The organism is Promicromonospora sp. CA-289599, assembly GCF_050936155.1.
Lineage (GTDB): Bacteria > Actinomycetota > Actinomycetes > Actinomycetales > Cellulomonadaceae > Promicromonospora.
Map to the genome: position 1 here is coordinate 2,948,963 of NZ_JBNJNI010000001.1, position 16,659 is coordinate 2,965,621.

11 protein-coding genes are annotated in these 16,659 nt (G+C 71.8%); 10 read left to right on the forward strand and 1 reads right to left on the reverse strand.

The window, feature by feature from the left end; all coding sequences use genetic code 11:
• Positions 1-270 precede the first annotated feature (270 nt).
• Together ACQEVI_RS13075 and ACQEVI_RS13080 are read left to right on the forward strand one after the other, a co-directional pair.
• Positions 271-846, forward strand: a complete 576-nt coding sequence (locus ACQEVI_RS13075; protein WP_432899282.1) for a hypothetical protein — start codon at positions 271-273, stop codon at positions 844-846.
• Positions 843-1,406 (forward strand): GNAT family N-acetyltransferase, encoded by a 564-nt coding sequence (locus tag ACQEVI_RS13080; protein ID WP_432899285.1) that lies wholly within the window; start codon positions 843-845, stop codon positions 1,404-1,406. The genes ACQEVI_RS13075 and ACQEVI_RS13080 overlap by 4 nt, the downstream gene beginning before the upstream one ends.
• On the opposite strand, the gene ACQEVI_RS13085 is transcribed toward ACQEVI_RS13080, so the two are convergent.
• Positions 1,407-2,327 carry an EamA family transporter gene (locus tag ACQEVI_RS13085; protein WP_432899288.1) on the reverse strand — a complete coding sequence of 307 codons (921 nt, stop codon included), beginning with the start codon at positions 2,325-2,327 and terminating at the stop codon, positions 1,407-1,409.
• A 222-nt stretch (positions 2,328-2,549) separates the two neighbouring features.
• Here ACQEVI_RS13085 and ACQEVI_RS13090 point away from each other — a divergent pair, with 222 nt between their 5' ends.
• The 8 genes from ACQEVI_RS13090 (at position 2,550) to purF (ending at position 16,656) form a co-directional block, all read left to right on the forward strand.
• Positions 2,550-3,425 (forward strand): glycoside hydrolase family 16 protein, encoded by an 876-nt coding sequence (locus tag ACQEVI_RS13090; RefSeq protein ID WP_432899291.1) that lies wholly within the window; start codon positions 2,550-2,552, stop codon positions 3,423-3,425.
• Positions 3,426-3,586: 161 nt separating this feature from the next.
• Positions 3,587-5,926: a phosphoribosylformylglycinamidine synthase subunit PurL gene (purL, locus tag ACQEVI_RS13095; RefSeq protein WP_432899294.1), complete on the forward strand. Its 2,340-nt coding sequence runs from the start codon at positions 3,587-3,589 to the stop codon at positions 5,924-5,926.
• A gap of 78 nt (positions 5,927-6,004) precedes the next feature.
• The gene (locus ACQEVI_RS13100; RefSeq protein ID WP_432899297.1) at positions 6,005-6,967 is read left to right on the forward strand and encodes an endonuclease/exonuclease/phosphatase family protein; all 963 of its coding nucleotides are present in this window, start codon (positions 6,005-6,007) and stop codon (positions 6,965-6,967) included.
• Between the two features lie 72 nt (positions 6,968-7,039).
• A complete protein-coding gene (locus ACQEVI_RS13105) occupies positions 7,040-9,181 on the forward strand; it encodes an RNB domain-containing ribonuclease (protein ID WP_432899300.1) in 2,142 nt (713 codons plus the stop codon).
• An 88-nt stretch (positions 9,182-9,269) separates the two neighbouring features.
• Positions 9,270-9,686 (forward strand): sterol carrier family protein, encoded by a 417-nt coding sequence (locus ACQEVI_RS13110; RefSeq protein WP_432899303.1) that lies wholly within the window; start codon positions 9,270-9,272, stop codon positions 9,684-9,686.
• Positions 9,687-10,038: 352 nt separating this feature from the next.
• Positions 10,039-14,601 (forward strand): ExeM/NucH family extracellular endonuclease, encoded by a 4,563-nt coding sequence (locus tag ACQEVI_RS13115; protein WP_432899305.1) that lies wholly within the window; start codon positions 10,039-10,041, stop codon positions 14,599-14,601.
• Positions 14,602-14,719: 118 nt separating this feature from the next.
• On the forward strand, positions 14,720-15,019 hold the full coding sequence (locus ACQEVI_RS13120) for a hypothetical protein (RefSeq protein WP_432899308.1): 300 nt from the start codon (positions 14,720-14,722) through the stop codon (positions 15,017-15,019).
• Between the two features lie 89 nt (positions 15,020-15,108).
• Positions 15,109-16,656, forward strand: coding sequence for an amidophosphoribosyltransferase (purF, locus tag ACQEVI_RS13125; RefSeq protein WP_116673277.1), 1,548 nt, complete (start codon positions 15,109-15,111; stop codon positions 16,654-16,656).
• The last annotated feature ends 3 nt before the right edge of the window (positions 16,657-16,659 follow it).

Below are 16,659 nucleotides of genomic sequence, written 5' to 3' on the forward strand. Positions count from 1 at the left end.
CGCGCCGTACGCCGCTGTACGTCCGGGAGCGTAGACGCGCCGCAGCGCCCACGCCGGACGGCGCAGCGTGACTGCCGTCCCACGGCCGATCCCGTGCCGGGCCCTGGCCGGGAGGCTGAGACGCAGAGGCGCCGCCCGGCGTCCGAGGAGGGACCGGATCATGAATCTCAGAGGAGTCGCCGTCGCCGGCCTCGTGCTCGGTGCGGGGGCACAGCTGGTGGTACGGCCGGCGCGGCCGGCCTCCGCGCCTCGCCCGGGGGAGGTGACGTCATGAGGCTCGTGCCACGCGCACGCAAGGCGGTGCTCACCGTGCACCTCGTGGCCGCCGGGGCGTGGATCGGCATCGACGTGCTGGTGGCCCTGCTCGTCGGGGTGGGGCTGGGCGGCGGCTCGGACGCCGTCCGCGGGCTCGCCCTGCGGGCTCTCGCCGAGTTCGTGGTGACCCCCATGCTGGTCTCCGCACTGGTCTGCCTCGGCTCGGGCCTGCTGCTCGGTCTCGCGACGAAGTGGGGTCTGGTCCGCTACTGGTGGGTCGCGGTCAAGCTCGTCCTGAACGTGCTGCTGTGCGTCCTGATCGTCGGGGCGCTGCGGCCGGGCATGGCCGACGTCGGTGCCGCCGGCGCCGCGGTCGAGGCCGGCCAGATCCCGGCGACGGACATCTCGTTCCTCGTGTACCCGCCCGCGGTGTCGCTCACCCTGCTCGCGGTCGCGACCCTGCTCTCCGTGTACAAGCCGGGCGGCCGCGTGCGGCGGCGCTCGCTGGGCGCGCCCAGAAGCGGGGCCAGGGGCGTCGGGCCGGATATGCGGCGGACGACGTCAGAGGCACGGCCTACCTTTGTCGCATGAGCGACGAGGGACGAGCGATCGAGGTGCGGCCCGGCGAGGTGCGGCCCGGCGAGGTGCGGACCGGCGAGCGAAGGCTCATCGAGGTGCGTGACGCCGTGCCGGCGGAGTACGAGGCGGTCGGCAAGATCGTCGCGGGGGCGTTCTTCGCCGACGGACAGCTCGACGCCCCGGGCTCCGAGTTCTACGCCGACGTCCTGCGTGACGTCGCGAGCCGGGCTGACGCCGCGGAGATCATCGTGGCGCTGGACGGCGGCGTCGTGGTGGGCGGCGTGACGTTCGTGCCGCACGGCGGCCCCATGGCCGACATCGCCCGGGACGGTGAGGCCGAGGTCCGCATGCTGGGCGTCGCGCCGGACGCCCAGGGCAGGGGGGCCGGGACCGCACTGATGCGCGAGTGCGTGGCGCGGTCCGCCGGGACGCGTCGGATCGTCCTGTCCACCCAGACCGTCGCGCACGGCTCGCACCGGCTCTACGAGCGGCTCGGCTTCCGGCGCGAGCCCAGCCGGGACTGGGCGCCGGTGCCCGGCGTGGACCTACTCGTCTACGTGCTGGAGCTGTAGCTACGTGCCGGGGCTGTAGCGCCGTCGGTCCGGCCACCGCAGCAGCCCCGACGTGATCGCCACACCCAGCAGGAGGAGCAGACCGCCACCCGCCTCGGCGAGGTTCGGCACCTCGCCCAGTGCCAGCCAGGCGACGGTCATGCCCACCACCGGGACCAGCATCGTGAACGGCACCACTGCGCTCGCCCGGTACCGGTCGAGCAGCGTGTTCCAGATGCCGTAGCCGACCAGGCTCGCGAGCCACGCGGTGTAGAGCGTGGACAGCACGGCGGCCCACGTCGGGTGCGTGAGGGAGTGGCCGACGGCGGCCGGCCCGTCCAGCACCAGCGACAGCGCGAACATCGGCACCGGCACCACGAGCGCCGACCACACGGTCATGGACAGGCCGGCCAGCGGCCTCTGCCTCCCGCCCGCCGCCTGCGTCGCCGAGCCCAGCCGGCGCACGATCACGTTGCCGGTCGCCCACGACGCCGCGGCCGCGAGCGTGAGCAGGAACGCGAGGCCCGGCGTCGCCGCCGACCGACCGACACCGACGATCACCAGGCCCACCGCACCCAGCAGCACGCCGACGAGCTGCGGCACGGTCGGGCGCTCGCGGAGCGCCACCGAGGCGAACAGGACGGTGAGGACCACCTGGGCCTGCAGCACGAGCGAGGCGAGGCCGGGCGGCATGTCGAGCCAGATCGCCGTGTACATCAGAGCGAACTGGCCGAGGCTGAGGAACAGGCCCACCACGAGAACGTCCTTGAGGGCGACCGCGGGCCGCGGGACCAGGAAGATCGCAGGGATCAGCACCACGACGAACCGGATCGCCACGAACAGCACCGGGGGCACGTCGTCGACGCCGACGTCGATCGCGAGGAAGTTGGTGCCCCAGATGATCATGACGAGCACGGCGAGGAGCGAGTGACGCAGGGGCATGCGGTCATCGTCGTTCGGAGCAACCATGCACGTCCATCGCGTATCACTGGCTGACTGTTCAGCGGTACTGAAGGGTCGACGACGGCACGGCTACGTATTTTCACCATCTTGTCCCACCGACCGGGTGAAAAGTAGCGTCGCCCCACCATGCCGGTGCGATCGGCCGCATGCCCGTCCCGCCCCCTGTGCGGCGGGAGACACATCTTCGCGAAGGAGCGTCCGATGCGTAGCACGAGACACCGCACCATCCGCACCACGGCCACGGCCGCCACTGCCATGACGTTGGTCCTGGCGGCGTCGCTGGTGGCCTCCGCGGCTGCGCCCAAGGCCCCCGACGCCGGTTCGGCGTCGGCGACTGCCGCCGCTCCAGCCGCCGTCGGCGCGCTGAGCTGGTCCGACGAGTTCGACGGCGCTGCGGGCAGCGCGCCCAACGGCGCCAACTGGAACTTCGAGACCGGCGCCGGCGGCTGGGGCAACAACGAGCTGCAGAACTACACCAACTCCCGGAACAACTCGGCCCTGGACGGCAACGGCAACCTGGTGATCACCGCCCGCCAGGAGGGCGGCGGCTACACCTCCGCCCGGCTCACGACCAAGGGCAAGGTGCAGCCGCAGTACGGCCGCCTGGAGGCGCGGATCAAGATCCCGCGCGGCCAGGGCATCTGGCCCGCGTTCTGGATGCTCGGCAGCCAGTTCCCAGGCACCCAGTGGCCCGACGCCGGTGAGATCGACATCATGGAGAACGTCGGCTACGAGCCCCACATGGTGCACGGGACCCTGCACGGGCCCGGCTACTCGGGCGGCGCGGGCATCGGCGCGGCGTACACGCACCCGCAGGGCTGGTCCTTCGCCGACGACTTCCACACCTTCGCGATCGACTGGGCGCCCAACCGGATCAGCTGGTCGGTGGACGGCACCGTCTACCAGACGCGCACCACCGCGGACACCGGCGGGAACCCGTGGGTCTACAACCAGTCGTTCTTCTTCATCCTGAACGTCGCGGTGGGCGGCAGCTGGCCCGGCTACCCCGACGGGACCACGCAGTTCCCGCAGCAGATGGTGGTCGACTACGTCCGCGTCTACGACTCGCAGCTCTGACCGCATCCAGCGGTGTCAGACGCACAGGTCACTCCCGTGACCTGTGCGTCTGACACGTCACGGTGGTTGGGCATCCAGCTCGACCGCCCCGGCGCGTGACGCGTCGTAGACTGGCGGGGCGCTCCGGCGCCAAGAAACCTACCCCGCACGCGAGGAACTACATGACCGCGCCCGCGTCCCAGGCACCCTCCCGCACGACTCCCGCCGTCCCGCGACTGGACACGGTGGAGACCGCCGCGGCCACCCCTGATGAGGTGCAGCCGTACGGAGAGCTCGGCCTCAAGGAGGACGAGTACCAGCGCATCAAGGACATCCTGGGCCGCCGCCCCACCGCGGCCGAGCTCGCGATGTACTCGGTGATGTGGAGCGAACACTGCTCCTACAAGTCGTCGAAGGTGCACCTGAGCAAGTTCGGCGAGAAGGTGACCGACGAGATGAAGGAGCACCTCCTCGTCGGCATCGGTGAGAACGCCGGCGTCGTCGACATCGGCGACGGCTGGGCCGTCACCTTCAAGGTCGAGTCGCACAACCATCCGTCGTTCGTGGAGCCCTACCAGGGTGCCGCGACCGGCGTCGGCGGCATCGTCCGCGACATCATCTCGATGGGCGCGCGCCCCGTGGCGGTCATGGACCAGCTGCGCTTCGGCGACGTGAACCACCCCGACACCGCGCGCGTCGTCCACGGCGTCGTCTCCGGGGTCGGCGGCTACGGCAACTCCCTGGGCCTGCCGAACATCGGCGGGGAGCTCGTCTTCGACGGCTCCTACCAGGGCAACCCGCTGGTCAACGCGCTCTGCCTCGGTGTGCTGCGGCACGAGGACATCCACCTCGCCAACGCCACCGGCCTCGGCAACAAGGTCGTGCTGTTCGGCGCCCGCACGGGCGGCGACGGCATCGGCGGCGCCTCGATCCTCGCGTCCGAGACGTTCGAGGACGGCGTCCCCGCCAAGCGCCCGAGCGTGCAGGTGGGCGACCCCTTCATGGAGAAGGTGCTCATCGAGTGCTGCCTCGAGCTGTTCGCGGCCAAGGTCGTGGAGGGCATCCAGGACCTCGGCGCCGCGGGTATCTCCTGCGCCACCTCGGAGCTCGCCTCCAACGGTGACGGCGGCATGCACGTCGAGCTCGACGACGTCCTGCTGCGCGACCCCACGCTGAACGCCGGCGAGATCCTCATGTCGGAGTCGCAGGAGCGCATGATGGCCGTCGTGCGGCCGGACCAGCTCGACGCGTTCCTCGCGATCACCGGCAAGTGGGAGGTCGAGACCGCCGTCATCGGCGAGGTCAACGACTCCGGCCGCCTCACCATCGACCACCACGGTCAGCGCATCGTGGACGTCGACCCGAAGACGGTGGCGCACGAGGGGCCCGTGTACCACCGGCCCTACGCGCGTCCGGAGTGGCAGGACGGGCTGCAGGCCGACTCGACGGCGGCGGCGGGCCTCGCCCGTCCGGCGTCGGGCGCTGAGCTCCGCGAGACGGCGCTGACGCTGCTGGCCTCACCCAACCTTGCCTCCAAGGCGTGGGTCACCGACCAGTACGACCGCTTCGTCCAGGGCAACACGGCGCTCGCCCAGCCCGACGACGGCGGCGTGATCCGCGTCGACGAGTCCACCGGGCTCGGCGTCGCGCTCGCGACCGACGCCAACGGTCGCTACGGCAAGCTCGACCCGCGTACGGGCGCCGCGCTGGCCCTCGCGGAGGCGTACCGCAACGTCGCCACGTCGGGCGCCGAGCCGCTGGCGGTGACGGACTGCCTCAACTTCGGCTCGCCGGAGCACCCCGACTCCATGTGGCAGCTCGTCGAGGCGATCGAGGGCCTCGCCGACGCCTGCCAGGAGCTCGGCGTCCCGGTGACCGGCGGCAACGTCTCGCTCTACAACGGCACGGGTGAGCCCGGCCAGATCGACTCGTCGATCCACCCCACCCCCGTGGTGGGTGTGCTCGGTGTGCTCGACGACGTCAGCACGGCGCTCTCGTCCGGCTGGCGGACCGAGGGGCTGTCGCTCCTCCTGCTCGGCACCACGCGGGACGAGCTCGACGGCTCGGCGTGGGCCGACGTCGTCCACTCGCACCTCGGCGGCCTGCCGCCGCGCGTGGACCTGGCGGCCGAGAAGGCACTGGCCTCCGCGCTCGTCGAGGCGCGGAAGACCGGCCTCGCCGCTGCCGCGCACGACCTGTCCGAGGGCGGCCTGGTCCAGGCGCTGCTCGAGGCGTCGCTGCGCTTCGGCGTCGGCGCGTCGGTCGCGCTCGAGGGTGTGACCGGCCGCGACAAGGTGGACCCGTTCGTGGCGCTGTTCGCCGAGTCGACGGGGCGTGTGATCGTCGCGGTCGACCCCGAGCACGAGGGCGAGCTGACGCACCTCGCCGAGGACGCCGGTGTGCCGGTGCTCCGCCTCGGCGCCACCGGTGGCGACGCCGTGGTGATCGAGGGTCAGTTCGAGATCCCCCTGGCCGAGGCCCGCGAGGCGCACGAGGGAACCCTCCCGCGAATCTTCGGCTGAGCCGCACCCGCTGACGCCGAGGTAGAGCGTACGTCCGGACGTACGCTCTACCTCGGCGTTTGCCGGTAAGGTCCGATAGTGCGATTTGTCCATGGCTTCATCGCGTCAGTGCTCTGGATCATCGCGATCCCTCTGCTCCTCACAGCCCTCGCGCGGCTCCTGCCGTTCGACGGCGTGATCCCGCTGCCGCACCTCGTGGCGTTCACGCCATGGGCGACGCTGGCGACGCTGCCGTTGCTGATCGTCGCGCTCTTCGCCCGGCGCAAGGTGCTGGCGGTACTGCTCGCGGCCGCGCTGGCCGGCTACGTGTACTGGCTGGCGCCCTTCTTCGTGCCGCCGAGCACGTCGTCGCCGGCCGACCCGGCCAACGCCGGCACGCTCCGGGTCATGACCGTCAACGTCCTGTACGGGCAGGCCGACGCCGAGAGCGTCGTCGGCCTCGTGCAGTCCCAGCACGTCGAGGTGCTCGCGGTCCAGGAGCTGACGCCCGCCTTCGAGGAGGCGCTGACGGACGCAGGCCTCGACGAGCTGCTGCCGCACAGCTTCACCGTGCCTGCCGACGACAGCCCCGCGGGGAGCGGCCTCTGGTCGTCCACGCCGCTGGCGGAGGAGGAAGAGCTGCCCGGCACGAGCTTCGCGATGCCGTCGGCGCTCGTCGGCGCGGGCGGCACCGACGTCCGCGTCACGGTCGTGCATCCGCACCCGCCGATGCCCACGGACATCACTGCCTGGCGTACCGAGCTGGCCCAGCTGACCGACCACGTACACGCGGACGACGCGCGGCAGATCCTGGCCGGCGACTTCAACGCCACCTACGACCACGCCGGATTCCGTGACCTGCTCGGTTCGCGCTTCTCCGACGCCACGCGCGAGTGGGGCGCCGGACCCGCGGTGACCTGGCCGGAAGGCGGTCAGGTGCCCCCGCTGTTCGCCCTGGACCACGTGGTGGTGGAGCGGGACATGCCGGTCTCCGACGTCGTCACCATGCAGGTGCCGGGCACCGACCACCGGGCGGTCCTGGCCACCGTCGTCGTCGAGTAACGGGGCCGCTCGCGCGGCCGACAACACAGCGACATCGCGCGGAGAGGGCGAAATCAGCCTATGTTCGCAGACGTGCCGACTCGTCAGATGCGCCTCGCGCCCGCCGCCCCCGAAGACGTGAGCAGTGCCCTCGCGGCGCTCCGCGCCGAGGTCGGCCTGCCCGCGATGTTCCCGCAGGACGTCCTCGAGGAGGCTCGGGCCGCAGCCGACCAGGACCTCGCCGCCGGCCGGAGCGACCGCCGCGACATCGAGTTCGTGACCATCGACCCGCCCGGCTCCAAGGACCTGGACCAGGCGGTGCAGGTGGAGCAGTCGGGCGAGGGCTACGTGGTGCACTACGCGATCGCGGACCTGGGCGCCTTCGTGACACCCGGTGGCGCGCTCGACCTGGAGGTGCGCAAGCGGGGCATGACCGTCTACGGGCCCGACGCCCGGACACCGCTGCACCCGAAGATCCTGTCGGAGGGCGCCGCGAGCCTGCTGCCCGAGGAGGACCGCCCCGCGGTGCTGTGGACGGTCACGCTGGACGCGCGTGGCATCATCACCGGCGCCTCGCTGGAGCGGGTGCTGGTGCGCAGCCGCGAACGGCTCACGTACGCGGAGGTCCAGTCGGCCCTCGACGCGGGCACGGCGAGCGAGTCCCTGCAGCTGCTGGCCGACGTCGGACGCCTGCGCCAGTCGCTGGAGGCCGCGCGCGGCGGTGTCTCGCTGGAGGTACCCGAGCAGGAGGTGGAGCGGCGGGAGGACGGCACGTACACGCTCTCGTTCCGCCGCAACCTGCCGGTCGAGGAGTGGAACGCGCAGATCTCCCTGCTCACGGGCATCGCGGCGGCCCATCTCATGCGCGAGGCGGGTGTCGGCATCCTGCGCACCCTTCCCGAGGCCGACCCCCGCGACCTGGCCCGCCTGCACCGCACCGCCCGCGCGCTCGGGATCGACTGGGCGGACAACGTCCCGTACTCGCGCCTCGTTCCTACGCTCGTCTCGCGGGTCCCGGAGCACGCGGCGTTCCTCAACGAGGCGACGACCCTGTTCCGCGGTGCCGGCTACGTCGCGTTCGGCATGCCGGGGCCCGACGGCGCCCCCGTCCCGCCGCCCGAGAACACGCGCCACGCCGCCATCGCGGCCGACTACGCACACGTCACCGCGCCGTTGCGGCGCCTGGTGGACCGCTACGCGACGGAGGTCTGCCTCGCGATCTCCGCGGGTACCGCCGTCCCGCGGTGGGTGCTCGACGCACTGCCGCACCTGCCCGCGGTGATGGCCGAGACCGGCCGTCGGACCGCGTCGTTCGAGCGTGAGTGCGTTGACATCGTCGAGGCCTCCCTTCTCGCCGACCGGCTCGGCGAGGAGTTCGACGGCGTGGTGGTCGACGTCGAGGACGACACCAAGGAGATGCAGCGCGGTCTGGTGGTGCTGCGCGACCCCGCCGTACGCGCGCGTGTGACGGGTCTGCGGCTCCCGCTGGGCGACGAGGTGCGGGTCAGGCTCGCCGAGGCGGACGTGTCCGAGCGCCGAGTGCTGTTCACGCTGCTCGGTGACGGCGCGGTCGACCCGGGAACGGGTGCTGGGGCCGGAACTACAGCTGGTCGGGCCGACACCTGGGACGGCGGCGGACGACGCTCCACCACCGGTCCGCGCGCGGCCGCCGGCGTGCCACGACGTGCGGCGGATCCGACGGCCTTCTCGGTTCCCGTCGCCGACGGCCCGACGCCGGCGCACGGCAGAGTCCTGGGGTCCACGGTCGAACCCGCGTTCGCGACCAGCCCCGAGCCGTCCCCGCAGCCGTCCCCGCAGCCGAGCCCGAGTCCTGGGCCGCGTCCGACTCCCCGGCCCCGACCGGTCCCGCAGCAGCCCCAGCCGTCCCCGCAGCCACGGCCGGACGGCGCGGCGGAGGCCGCTCAGGCCCCGCGGCACCCGGGTCACGGCATCAGCTACCCGCCGATGCGGCGTCCCGTACGCCCTCAGGTCCGCGACGAGATGCCGTTGTCCGAGCCCTGGCCGCGGCACGCGCCGCAGAGTGGTTCGCCGCGGGGCGGTTCGCCCCGGCGGCTCGCGGCGCCGTCGCAGCCCGTACCCGCGGTCCGCGGGGACGCCTTCCCGGACGTGACGCACGTGGACTACCCGTCGGTGGCCTCGCTCGAGCTGCCGATGGTCGTGGCGGCGGACCTGCTCGCGGTCGAGGGCCCGGGCTCGGACGTCTACCGCTACTGACACCGCGGTCCGCGATACTGGCTCCATGAAGCATGCAGCTCCCGCTGCCGCCCGGAAGCGGCTCGGCGACCTACCGGTGGTGCGGTAGGTGCCCCCGCGGCGTCGGACCGATCCTGCGGCCGGGCGTGCCGCCGTTGCCGCTTGGGCGAGGGGCGAGGCGGATCGGCGTGACGTGACGACCGCCGTCCGGTTCACGCTGGAGGAGCTGGCCGAGACCGCTCCCGGGAACTCCGTGGAGGTGCGCGTGCCGCCCGCCGGTGCGGTGCAGGCCGTGGCCGGGCCACGGCACACGCGCGGCACGCCGCCCAACGTGGTCGAGACCGATCCGGCCACCTGGCTCGGTCTTGCCACCGGTACCGTGACCTGGGCAGACGCCGTCATGGACGGCCGCGTGCACGCCTCGGGCGAGCGCTCCGACATCTCCGAGCTGCTGCCGCTGACGGTCGGGCGCCGGGCGGTGTCCGGGGTGCACGGAGACCCGGGGTCCCCGGTCTCTCCGGGGTGAACCGGGGCGCGCGTGCTAACGGATGTCGGTGACACCCGCTAACCTCGGCGTCGATCTCGTGTATCTGTTGTGGCACGGTTCACCCGGTGCCGAAACAACAGTTTTCCGGGTGGGTGTCCGGCTGTAACCGCTGGTTCACGAGGTAGTGATTGGTTTGGTGACACTCGTGCCGGACCGCCTGCGCAACTGATGCGCGCCCGGCCACGGCGATGCCGCCGAAGCAAGACGTCCAGCAGCAGTGCACTCCCAGCCCGGCCCTCGGTCGGCTATTGCAGAAGGAGTCAGCGTGAGACCCACCACGCTCCGGTCCCCGCGACCGCGCCCCCACCACCGTGGAAGGGCCGCAGTCGCAGTGGCTCTCTCCGCAGCGCTTGCCGTGCCCGCGACGGCGGCGTTCGCCGCGCCCGCGGCCACCGCCGAAGGCCCGGACTCCGGGCACGTCGTCATCAGCGAGGCCTACCTCGTGGGCGGCAGCACCGGCCAGCCGTACCGGAACAAGTTCGTGGAGCTGTACAACCCGACCGACGAGCCAGTCAGCGTCGACGGCTGGTCGGTCCAGTACAAGTCCGCGACGGGCGCGGCGTTCTCCGGCGTCACCGCGCTGAGCGGCACCATCGCCGCCGGCGGCCACTACCTCGTGCAGGGGGCCTCGAACGCGGCTAACGGCGAGCCGCTCCCGACACCCGACGCCGTCGGCAGCCTCAACACGAGCGGCGCGGCCGGTGTCATAGCGCTCGCGTCGCAGGCCACCGCGGTCACGCTCGCCAAGGGTGCCGTACCGGTCGAGGGCGCGACAGGCGTCGTCGACCTGCTCGGTTACGGCACCGCCGACACGTTCGAGACCGCCCCGGGCCCGGCCGGCCAGGGCACCGGCGTGGTCGGGTCCCTGGAGCGCACCGGCGACGCCGGTGACAACTCGGCGGACTTCGTGTTCTCCACCGAGGTGACCCCCGTCAACGGCGCGGGCTCCGAGCCCGAGCCCAGCCCCACCCCGTCGCCGTCGGTGCCGACCGAGCCCGGCGAGGTCACCCCGATCGCCGAGATCCAGGGCACCGGCGACGCCTCGCCGCTCGCGGGCGAGACGGTGACCACCCGTGGTGTCGTCACCGCCGTCTACCCGACCGGCGGGTTCAACGGCCTGTACCTGCAGACCGCCGGGACCGGCGGTGGCGAGGACCCGACGCCCGGTGCGTCGGACGGCATCTTCGTGTTCTCGGCGGCGGCCGCCGCCGACCTCTCGGCCGGCGACCACGTGGAGGTGACCGGCGCCGTCTCCGAGTTCAACGGGCTGACGGAGCTCACTCCGTCGTCGGGCGGCTGGACCGTGCTGGACGAGCCCGCGACGGTCGAGCCGACGGTGACCGCCTGGCCCGCCGCCGCCGCCGAGCGCGAGGCCCTCGAGGGCATGCTCCTCGCACCGCAGGGCTCCTTCACGGTGACGGACAACTACAGCACCAACTTCTACGGCACGGTAGGCCTGGCCGCGGGCGACAGCCCGCTCGTGCAGCCCACGACGGCGGGCCGGCCGGGATCGGCGGAGTACGACGCGCAGATCGCGGACAACGCGGCTCGCGGCGTGCTCCTCGACGACGGCTCGTCGCTGAACTACAACTCGACCGCCAACAAGTCGAAGCCGCTGCCCTACCTGACCGGCGGTGCGCCGCTGCGCGTGGGCGCCGCTGTCACGTTCACGCGTCCTGTCGTGCTCGACTACCGGTTCGACGAGTGGGGCTTCCAGCCGACGTCCCAGCTGACGCCCGACGTCGCCGACGCCGTGCAGCCCGCGACGTTCGAGGACACGCGTGAGGACGCGCCCGCAGAGGTGGGCGGCAACCTGAAGGTCGCGACGTTCAACGTGCTGAACTACTTCAGCACCACGGGTGACGAGCTCACGGGCTGCACCTACTACACGGACCGCGCGGGCGACCCGGTCACCGTCTCGGGCGGCTGCGACGCACGCGGTGCGGCCGAGGAGGAGGACCTGCAGCGTCAGCAGACCAAGATCGTCGCGGCGATCACGGCGCTCGACGCCGACTTGGTCGCGCTGCTGGAGATCGAGAACACGGCGGCGCTCGGCGGCTCGCGCGACCAGGCGCTGAGCGACCTGGTGGACGCGCTGAACGCCGCTGAAGGCGCCGGCACGTGGGCCTTCGCGGCCTCTCCGGCCGAGGTGCCCGACGCCGAGGACGTCATCCGCAACGCCTTCATCTACCGGACCGCCACGGCGGAGCCGGCGGGCGGCTCGACGATCCTGCTCGGTGACGAGGCGTTCCAGAACGCCCGGCAGCCGCTTGCCCAGGCCTTCCAGCCCGCGGGCGGCGCGGCCGACACGAGCGACGACGTGCTCGTGGTCGCCAACCACTTCAAGTCGAAGGGTTCGGCAGGCCCGTGGCCCGGCGACGCGGACCAGGGTGACGGTCAGGGGAACTCGAACGAGTCCCGTACGCGTCAGGCGACCTCGCTCGCGAGCTTCGCCGAGGCGCAGGGCACCGCGGCCGGGACCGACAAGATCCTGCTGGTCGGCGACTTCAACGCCTACGAGCAGGAGGACCCGATCAAGGTCCTCACCGACGCCGGCTACACGGACCTCGGCCCCACCACGGGTGAGTACACCTACAACTTCGGTGGCATGGTCGGCTCGCTCGACCACGTGCTGGCCTCCCCGGCCGCGGCGGAGCTGGTGACGGGTACCGATATCTGGAACATCAACGCGTACGAGCCGGTGGCGAACGAGTACAGCCGGTACAACTACAACGCGTCGATCCTCTATGACGAGACGCCGTTCCGGTCGTCCGACCACGACCCGGTACTGGTCGGCCTGGACCTCGAGGGCACGACCACCGAGCCCGGCTCGGTCGACCTGGACCTCGTTGCCATCAACGACTTCCACGGCCGGATCGACGGGAACACCGTCAACTTCGCGGGCACGGTGGAGGAGCTGCGGGCACAGAACCCCGACGGCACCGCCTTCGTCTCGGCGGGTGACAACATCGGCGCCTCTCTGTTCGCGTCCGCGCTGCAGCAGGACCAGCCCACCATCGACGTGCTGAACGCACTGGGTCTGAAGACCTCGGCGGTCGGCAACCACGAGTTCGACCAGGGCATGGCGGACCTGACCGGTCGTGTCTCCGACGCCGCCGACTGGGACCACCTGGGCGCCAACGTCTATGACGAGGCCACCGGCGAGCCCGCGCTGCCCGAGTACCAGGTGGTGCCGGTCAACGGGGTCGACGTCGGCTTTGTCGGCGTGGTCACAGCGGAGACGCCCACGCTGGTCACGCCGTCAGGCATCGAGGGCCTCGAGTTCGGCGACCCGGTCGAGGCGATCAACCGCGTCACGGACGACCTGCTCGACGGTGACGCCGCGAACGGCGAGGCCGACGTGGTCGTGGCCCTCACGCACGAGGGCGCCGGCATGGGCACGCCCGACGGTTCCTCGCTGGAGGAGGAGGTCGCTGCCGGCGGCCCGTTCGCCGCGCTGGTGCAGGACACCGACCCGCGGGTGGCGGCCATCTTCACCGGCCACACGCACAAGCAGTACGCGTGGGATGCCCCGGTCCCCGGTACGGAGGGGGAGACCCGTCCGATCGTCCAGACCGGTGACTACGGCCAGTTCCTCGGCCATGTCTCCCTGACGGTGGACACGGAGTCGTTCGACGTCACCGGCTACACCGTCGAGAACGTGCCGCGTACCAGCACCCCGGCCGACGAGCTCATCGCCGAGTACCCGGCGGTCGCCGAGGTCGACGCGATCGTCGACGCTGCGCTGGCCGAGGCCGAGGAGATCGGCGCACAGCCGATCGGCGAGGTGACTGCGGACGTCACGACCGCGTTCGCGGGAGGTTCCTACACGGACGGCGTCTACACGGGCGGTGAACGTGGTGACCGCGCGTCGGAGTCGGCGCTCGGTAACCTCGTGGCGAACTCGCTGCGTGACTCGCTCGCGAGCGATGAGCGGGGCGGCGCCGACATCGGCGTCGTGAACCCGGGTGGGCTGCGCAACGAGCTCTACTTCGGCGAGGACGGCGTCATCACCTACGCGGAGGCCAACTCGGTGCTGCCGTTCGTCAACAACCTGTGGACGACCACCCTCACGGGTGCACAGCTCGACACGTTGCTCGAGCAGCAGTGGCAGACGGACGCCGACGGCAACCGCCCCTCGCGCCCGTACCTGGCGCTGGGGCTGTCGGACAACGTCTCGTACACGGTGTCTACGGACGACCCGAACGCGACGCCGGGCGACAACGTCTCGTCGATCGTCGTCAACGGCGTGCCCGTCGACCCCGCCGCGGAGTACCGCATCGCGACGTTCTCGTTCCTGATGTCCGGCGGCGACAACTTCCGGGTCTTCACCGAGGGGTCGGAGAGCCGCGACTCGGGCCTGGTCGACCGCGACGCCTGGATCTCGTACCTGGAGAGCTCCTCGCCGATCACGCCGAGCTTCGCCCGCACCCGCACGGTCACCCCGGCGCTGCCGGGCACGGTCAAGGCCGGTGCCTCGACCGACGTCAGCCTGTCCGGCCTGGACCTGACCTCGCTCGGCTCCCCGCAGAACACCGCCGTCGAGACCTTCCTGGTCCCGTCGGGCGGAGCGGCGGCCGACGGCGTCTCCCTCGGCACCAGCCCGGTCACCGGCGGCGCGACGTCGGCCTCGGTCACCGTCCCGGCAGGCACCGCACCCGGGGCGTACCAGCTCCTGGTGCAGGCGTCGCCGTCCGGCACCACCGCCCGCCTGCCGCTGACCGTCGAGGCAGCGGATCCGGTGGAGCCGGATGCGCCCGCCTGGCGGCCGTTCAAGCTCTACTGGTGGGGCGACCTGGTGACCTACAAGGGCCTGGTCTACGAGGCGACCCGCCCGACGATCCTCCAGATCCCGGGCGTCGGAAAGCGCAGCCCCTGGCAGCTGGTGAACTGACCCGGACAGTCGGGTGCGACCACCCGCTGGTCGAGCTGGTCGAGACTCAGGTCTCGACCAGCTCGACCAGCGGGTACCGCTTTTTCGGGGCGGCCTCGCGGACGCGTACCCTGGTTTCGTGAGTGAAACCCAGGCACCGAGCGACTCCGCCGACGACGTGGAGGTGCGCGACGTCATCGACCCGGCCAGCGTGCGCAGGGCTCCGCGGTACAAGGCGTTCTTCTGGACCGGCGCACTGATCGGGATAGTTCTCGGGCTGGGCCTGTCTCTCTACCTGGTGAACTCGCCCTCCGGTGCCGCCATGATGAAGCCCGGCGTGTACGTCACGGTGCTGACGGCCTTCGTCACGATGGTGACCACGCTGCTGGCCGGCCTGTTCGCCGTGCTCGCCGACCGCCGGAGCCTGCGCGGTCGCTGACGCGGCGGGCCGCTGATCCGGCGTTCGCTGACGCGGAGGTCACAGGTCGTGCTGACGACTTCGATCCGACCGCATGGGATACTCGGGGCATGCCTCTGCGCGGAGATGGCCGACTCAACCACGACCTCATGCCCGGCGAGAAGGGCCCCCAGGACGCATGCGGCGTCTTCGGGGTCTGGGCACCCGGCGAGGAGGTCGCCAAGCTCGCGTACTTCGGTCTGTACGCCCTGCAGCACCGCGGACAGGAGTCCGCGGGCATCGCCACCAGCAACGGTGAGCAGATCCTCGTCTACAAGGACATGGGACTCGTCTCCCAGGTCTTCGACGAGACAGCCCTGAACGCCCTGACCGGCCACATCGCCGTCGGGCACTGCCGATACTCCACCACTGGTGGCGTGACCTGGGAGAACGCCCAGCCCACGCTCGGCGCGACGGCGTCCGGCACGGTGGCCCTCGGCCACAACGGCAACCTGACCAACTCGGCGGACCTCGTCAACCTCGTGGCCGAGCGCTACGGCGCGCAGCGCCGGGGCGAGCTCGCCCGCGGCAACACGACCGACACCGCGCTCATCACGGCACTGTTCGCCGGCGACGCGGACCGCACCCTGGAGGCAACGGCGCTCGAGGTGCTGCCGCGTCTGCGCGGTGCCTTCTCCCTTGTCTTCATGGACGAGAACACCCTGTACGCGGCACGCGACCCGCAGGGTGTGCGCCCGCTCGTCCTCGGTCGCCTCGACCGCGGCTGGGTGGTCGCCAGCGAGACCCCTGCCCTGGACATCGTGGGTGCGTCCTACGTGCGCGATGTCGAGCCGGGCGAGCTGATCTGCATCGACGCCGACGGCATGCGCTCCGAGCGCTTCGCCGAGGTCGAGCGGGCCGCGTGCGTCTTCGAGTACGTCTACCTGGCTCGTCCCGACAACACCATCAACGGCCGTTCGGTGCACGCCGCGCGCGTCGAGATGGGACGCCAGCTGGCGCGCGAGCACCCCGTCGAGGCCGACCTCGTCATCCCGACACCGGAGTCCGGCACGCCTGCCGCCGTCGGCTACGCGGCCGAGTCCGGCATCCCGTTCGGGCAGGGCCTCACGAAGAACGCCTACGTGGGCCGTACGTTCATCCAGCCGTCCGACACGCTGCGGCAGCTCGGCATCCGCCTGAAGCTCAACCCGCTGCGCGAGGTCATCAAGGGCAAACGCCTCGTGGTGGTCGACGACTCGATCGTTCGCGGCAACACCCAGCGCGCCCTGATCCGCATGCTGCGCGAGGCGGGCGCCGCCGAGGTGCACGTCCGCATCTCGTCGCCGCCGGTGAAGTGGCCGTGCTTCTACGGCATCGACTTCGCGTCGCGTGCAGAGCTCATCGCCAACGGGCTGGCCGTCGACGAGATCGGACAGTCGCTCGGTGCCGACAGCCTCGGCTACATCACCACCGAGGGCATGATCGCCGCGACGGAGCAGCCCAGCTCGCAGCTCTGCGCCGCATGCTTCACCGGCAAGTACCCGATCGAGCTGCCCCCGGACGACCAGCTGGGCAAGCACCTCCTCGAGCAGGCGGAGCTGCCGCTCGGTCCGCCCGAGGACGGGCTCAAGCAGCTCGCCGTGAGCCGGGGTGGCTCGACCGCGCTCGAACACCCGTGACCA

Coding starts and splice junctions, on each gene's coding strand:
- ACQEVI_RS13075 (WP_432899282.1), top strand. CDS start 271: ATGAGGCTCGTGCCACGCGCACGCAAGGCGGTGCTCACCGTGCACCTC.
- ACQEVI_RS13085 (WP_432899288.1), bottom strand. CDS start 2,327: ATGCCCCTGCGTCACTCGCTCCTCGCCGTGCTCGTCATGATCATCTGG.
- ACQEVI_RS13090 (WP_432899291.1), top strand. CDS start 2,550: ATGCGTAGCACGAGACACCGCACCATCCGCACCACGGCCACGGCCGCC.
- purL (WP_432899294.1), top strand. CDS start 3,587: ATGACCGCGCCCGCGTCCCAGGCACCCTCCCGCACGACTCCCGCCGTC.
- ACQEVI_RS13080 (WP_432899285.1), top strand. CDS start 843: ATGAGCGACGAGGGACGAGCGATCGAGGTGCGGCCCGGCGAGGTGCGG.
- purF (WP_116673277.1), top strand. CDS start 15,109: ATGCCTCTGCGCGGAGATGGCCGACTCAACCACGACCTCATGCCCGGC.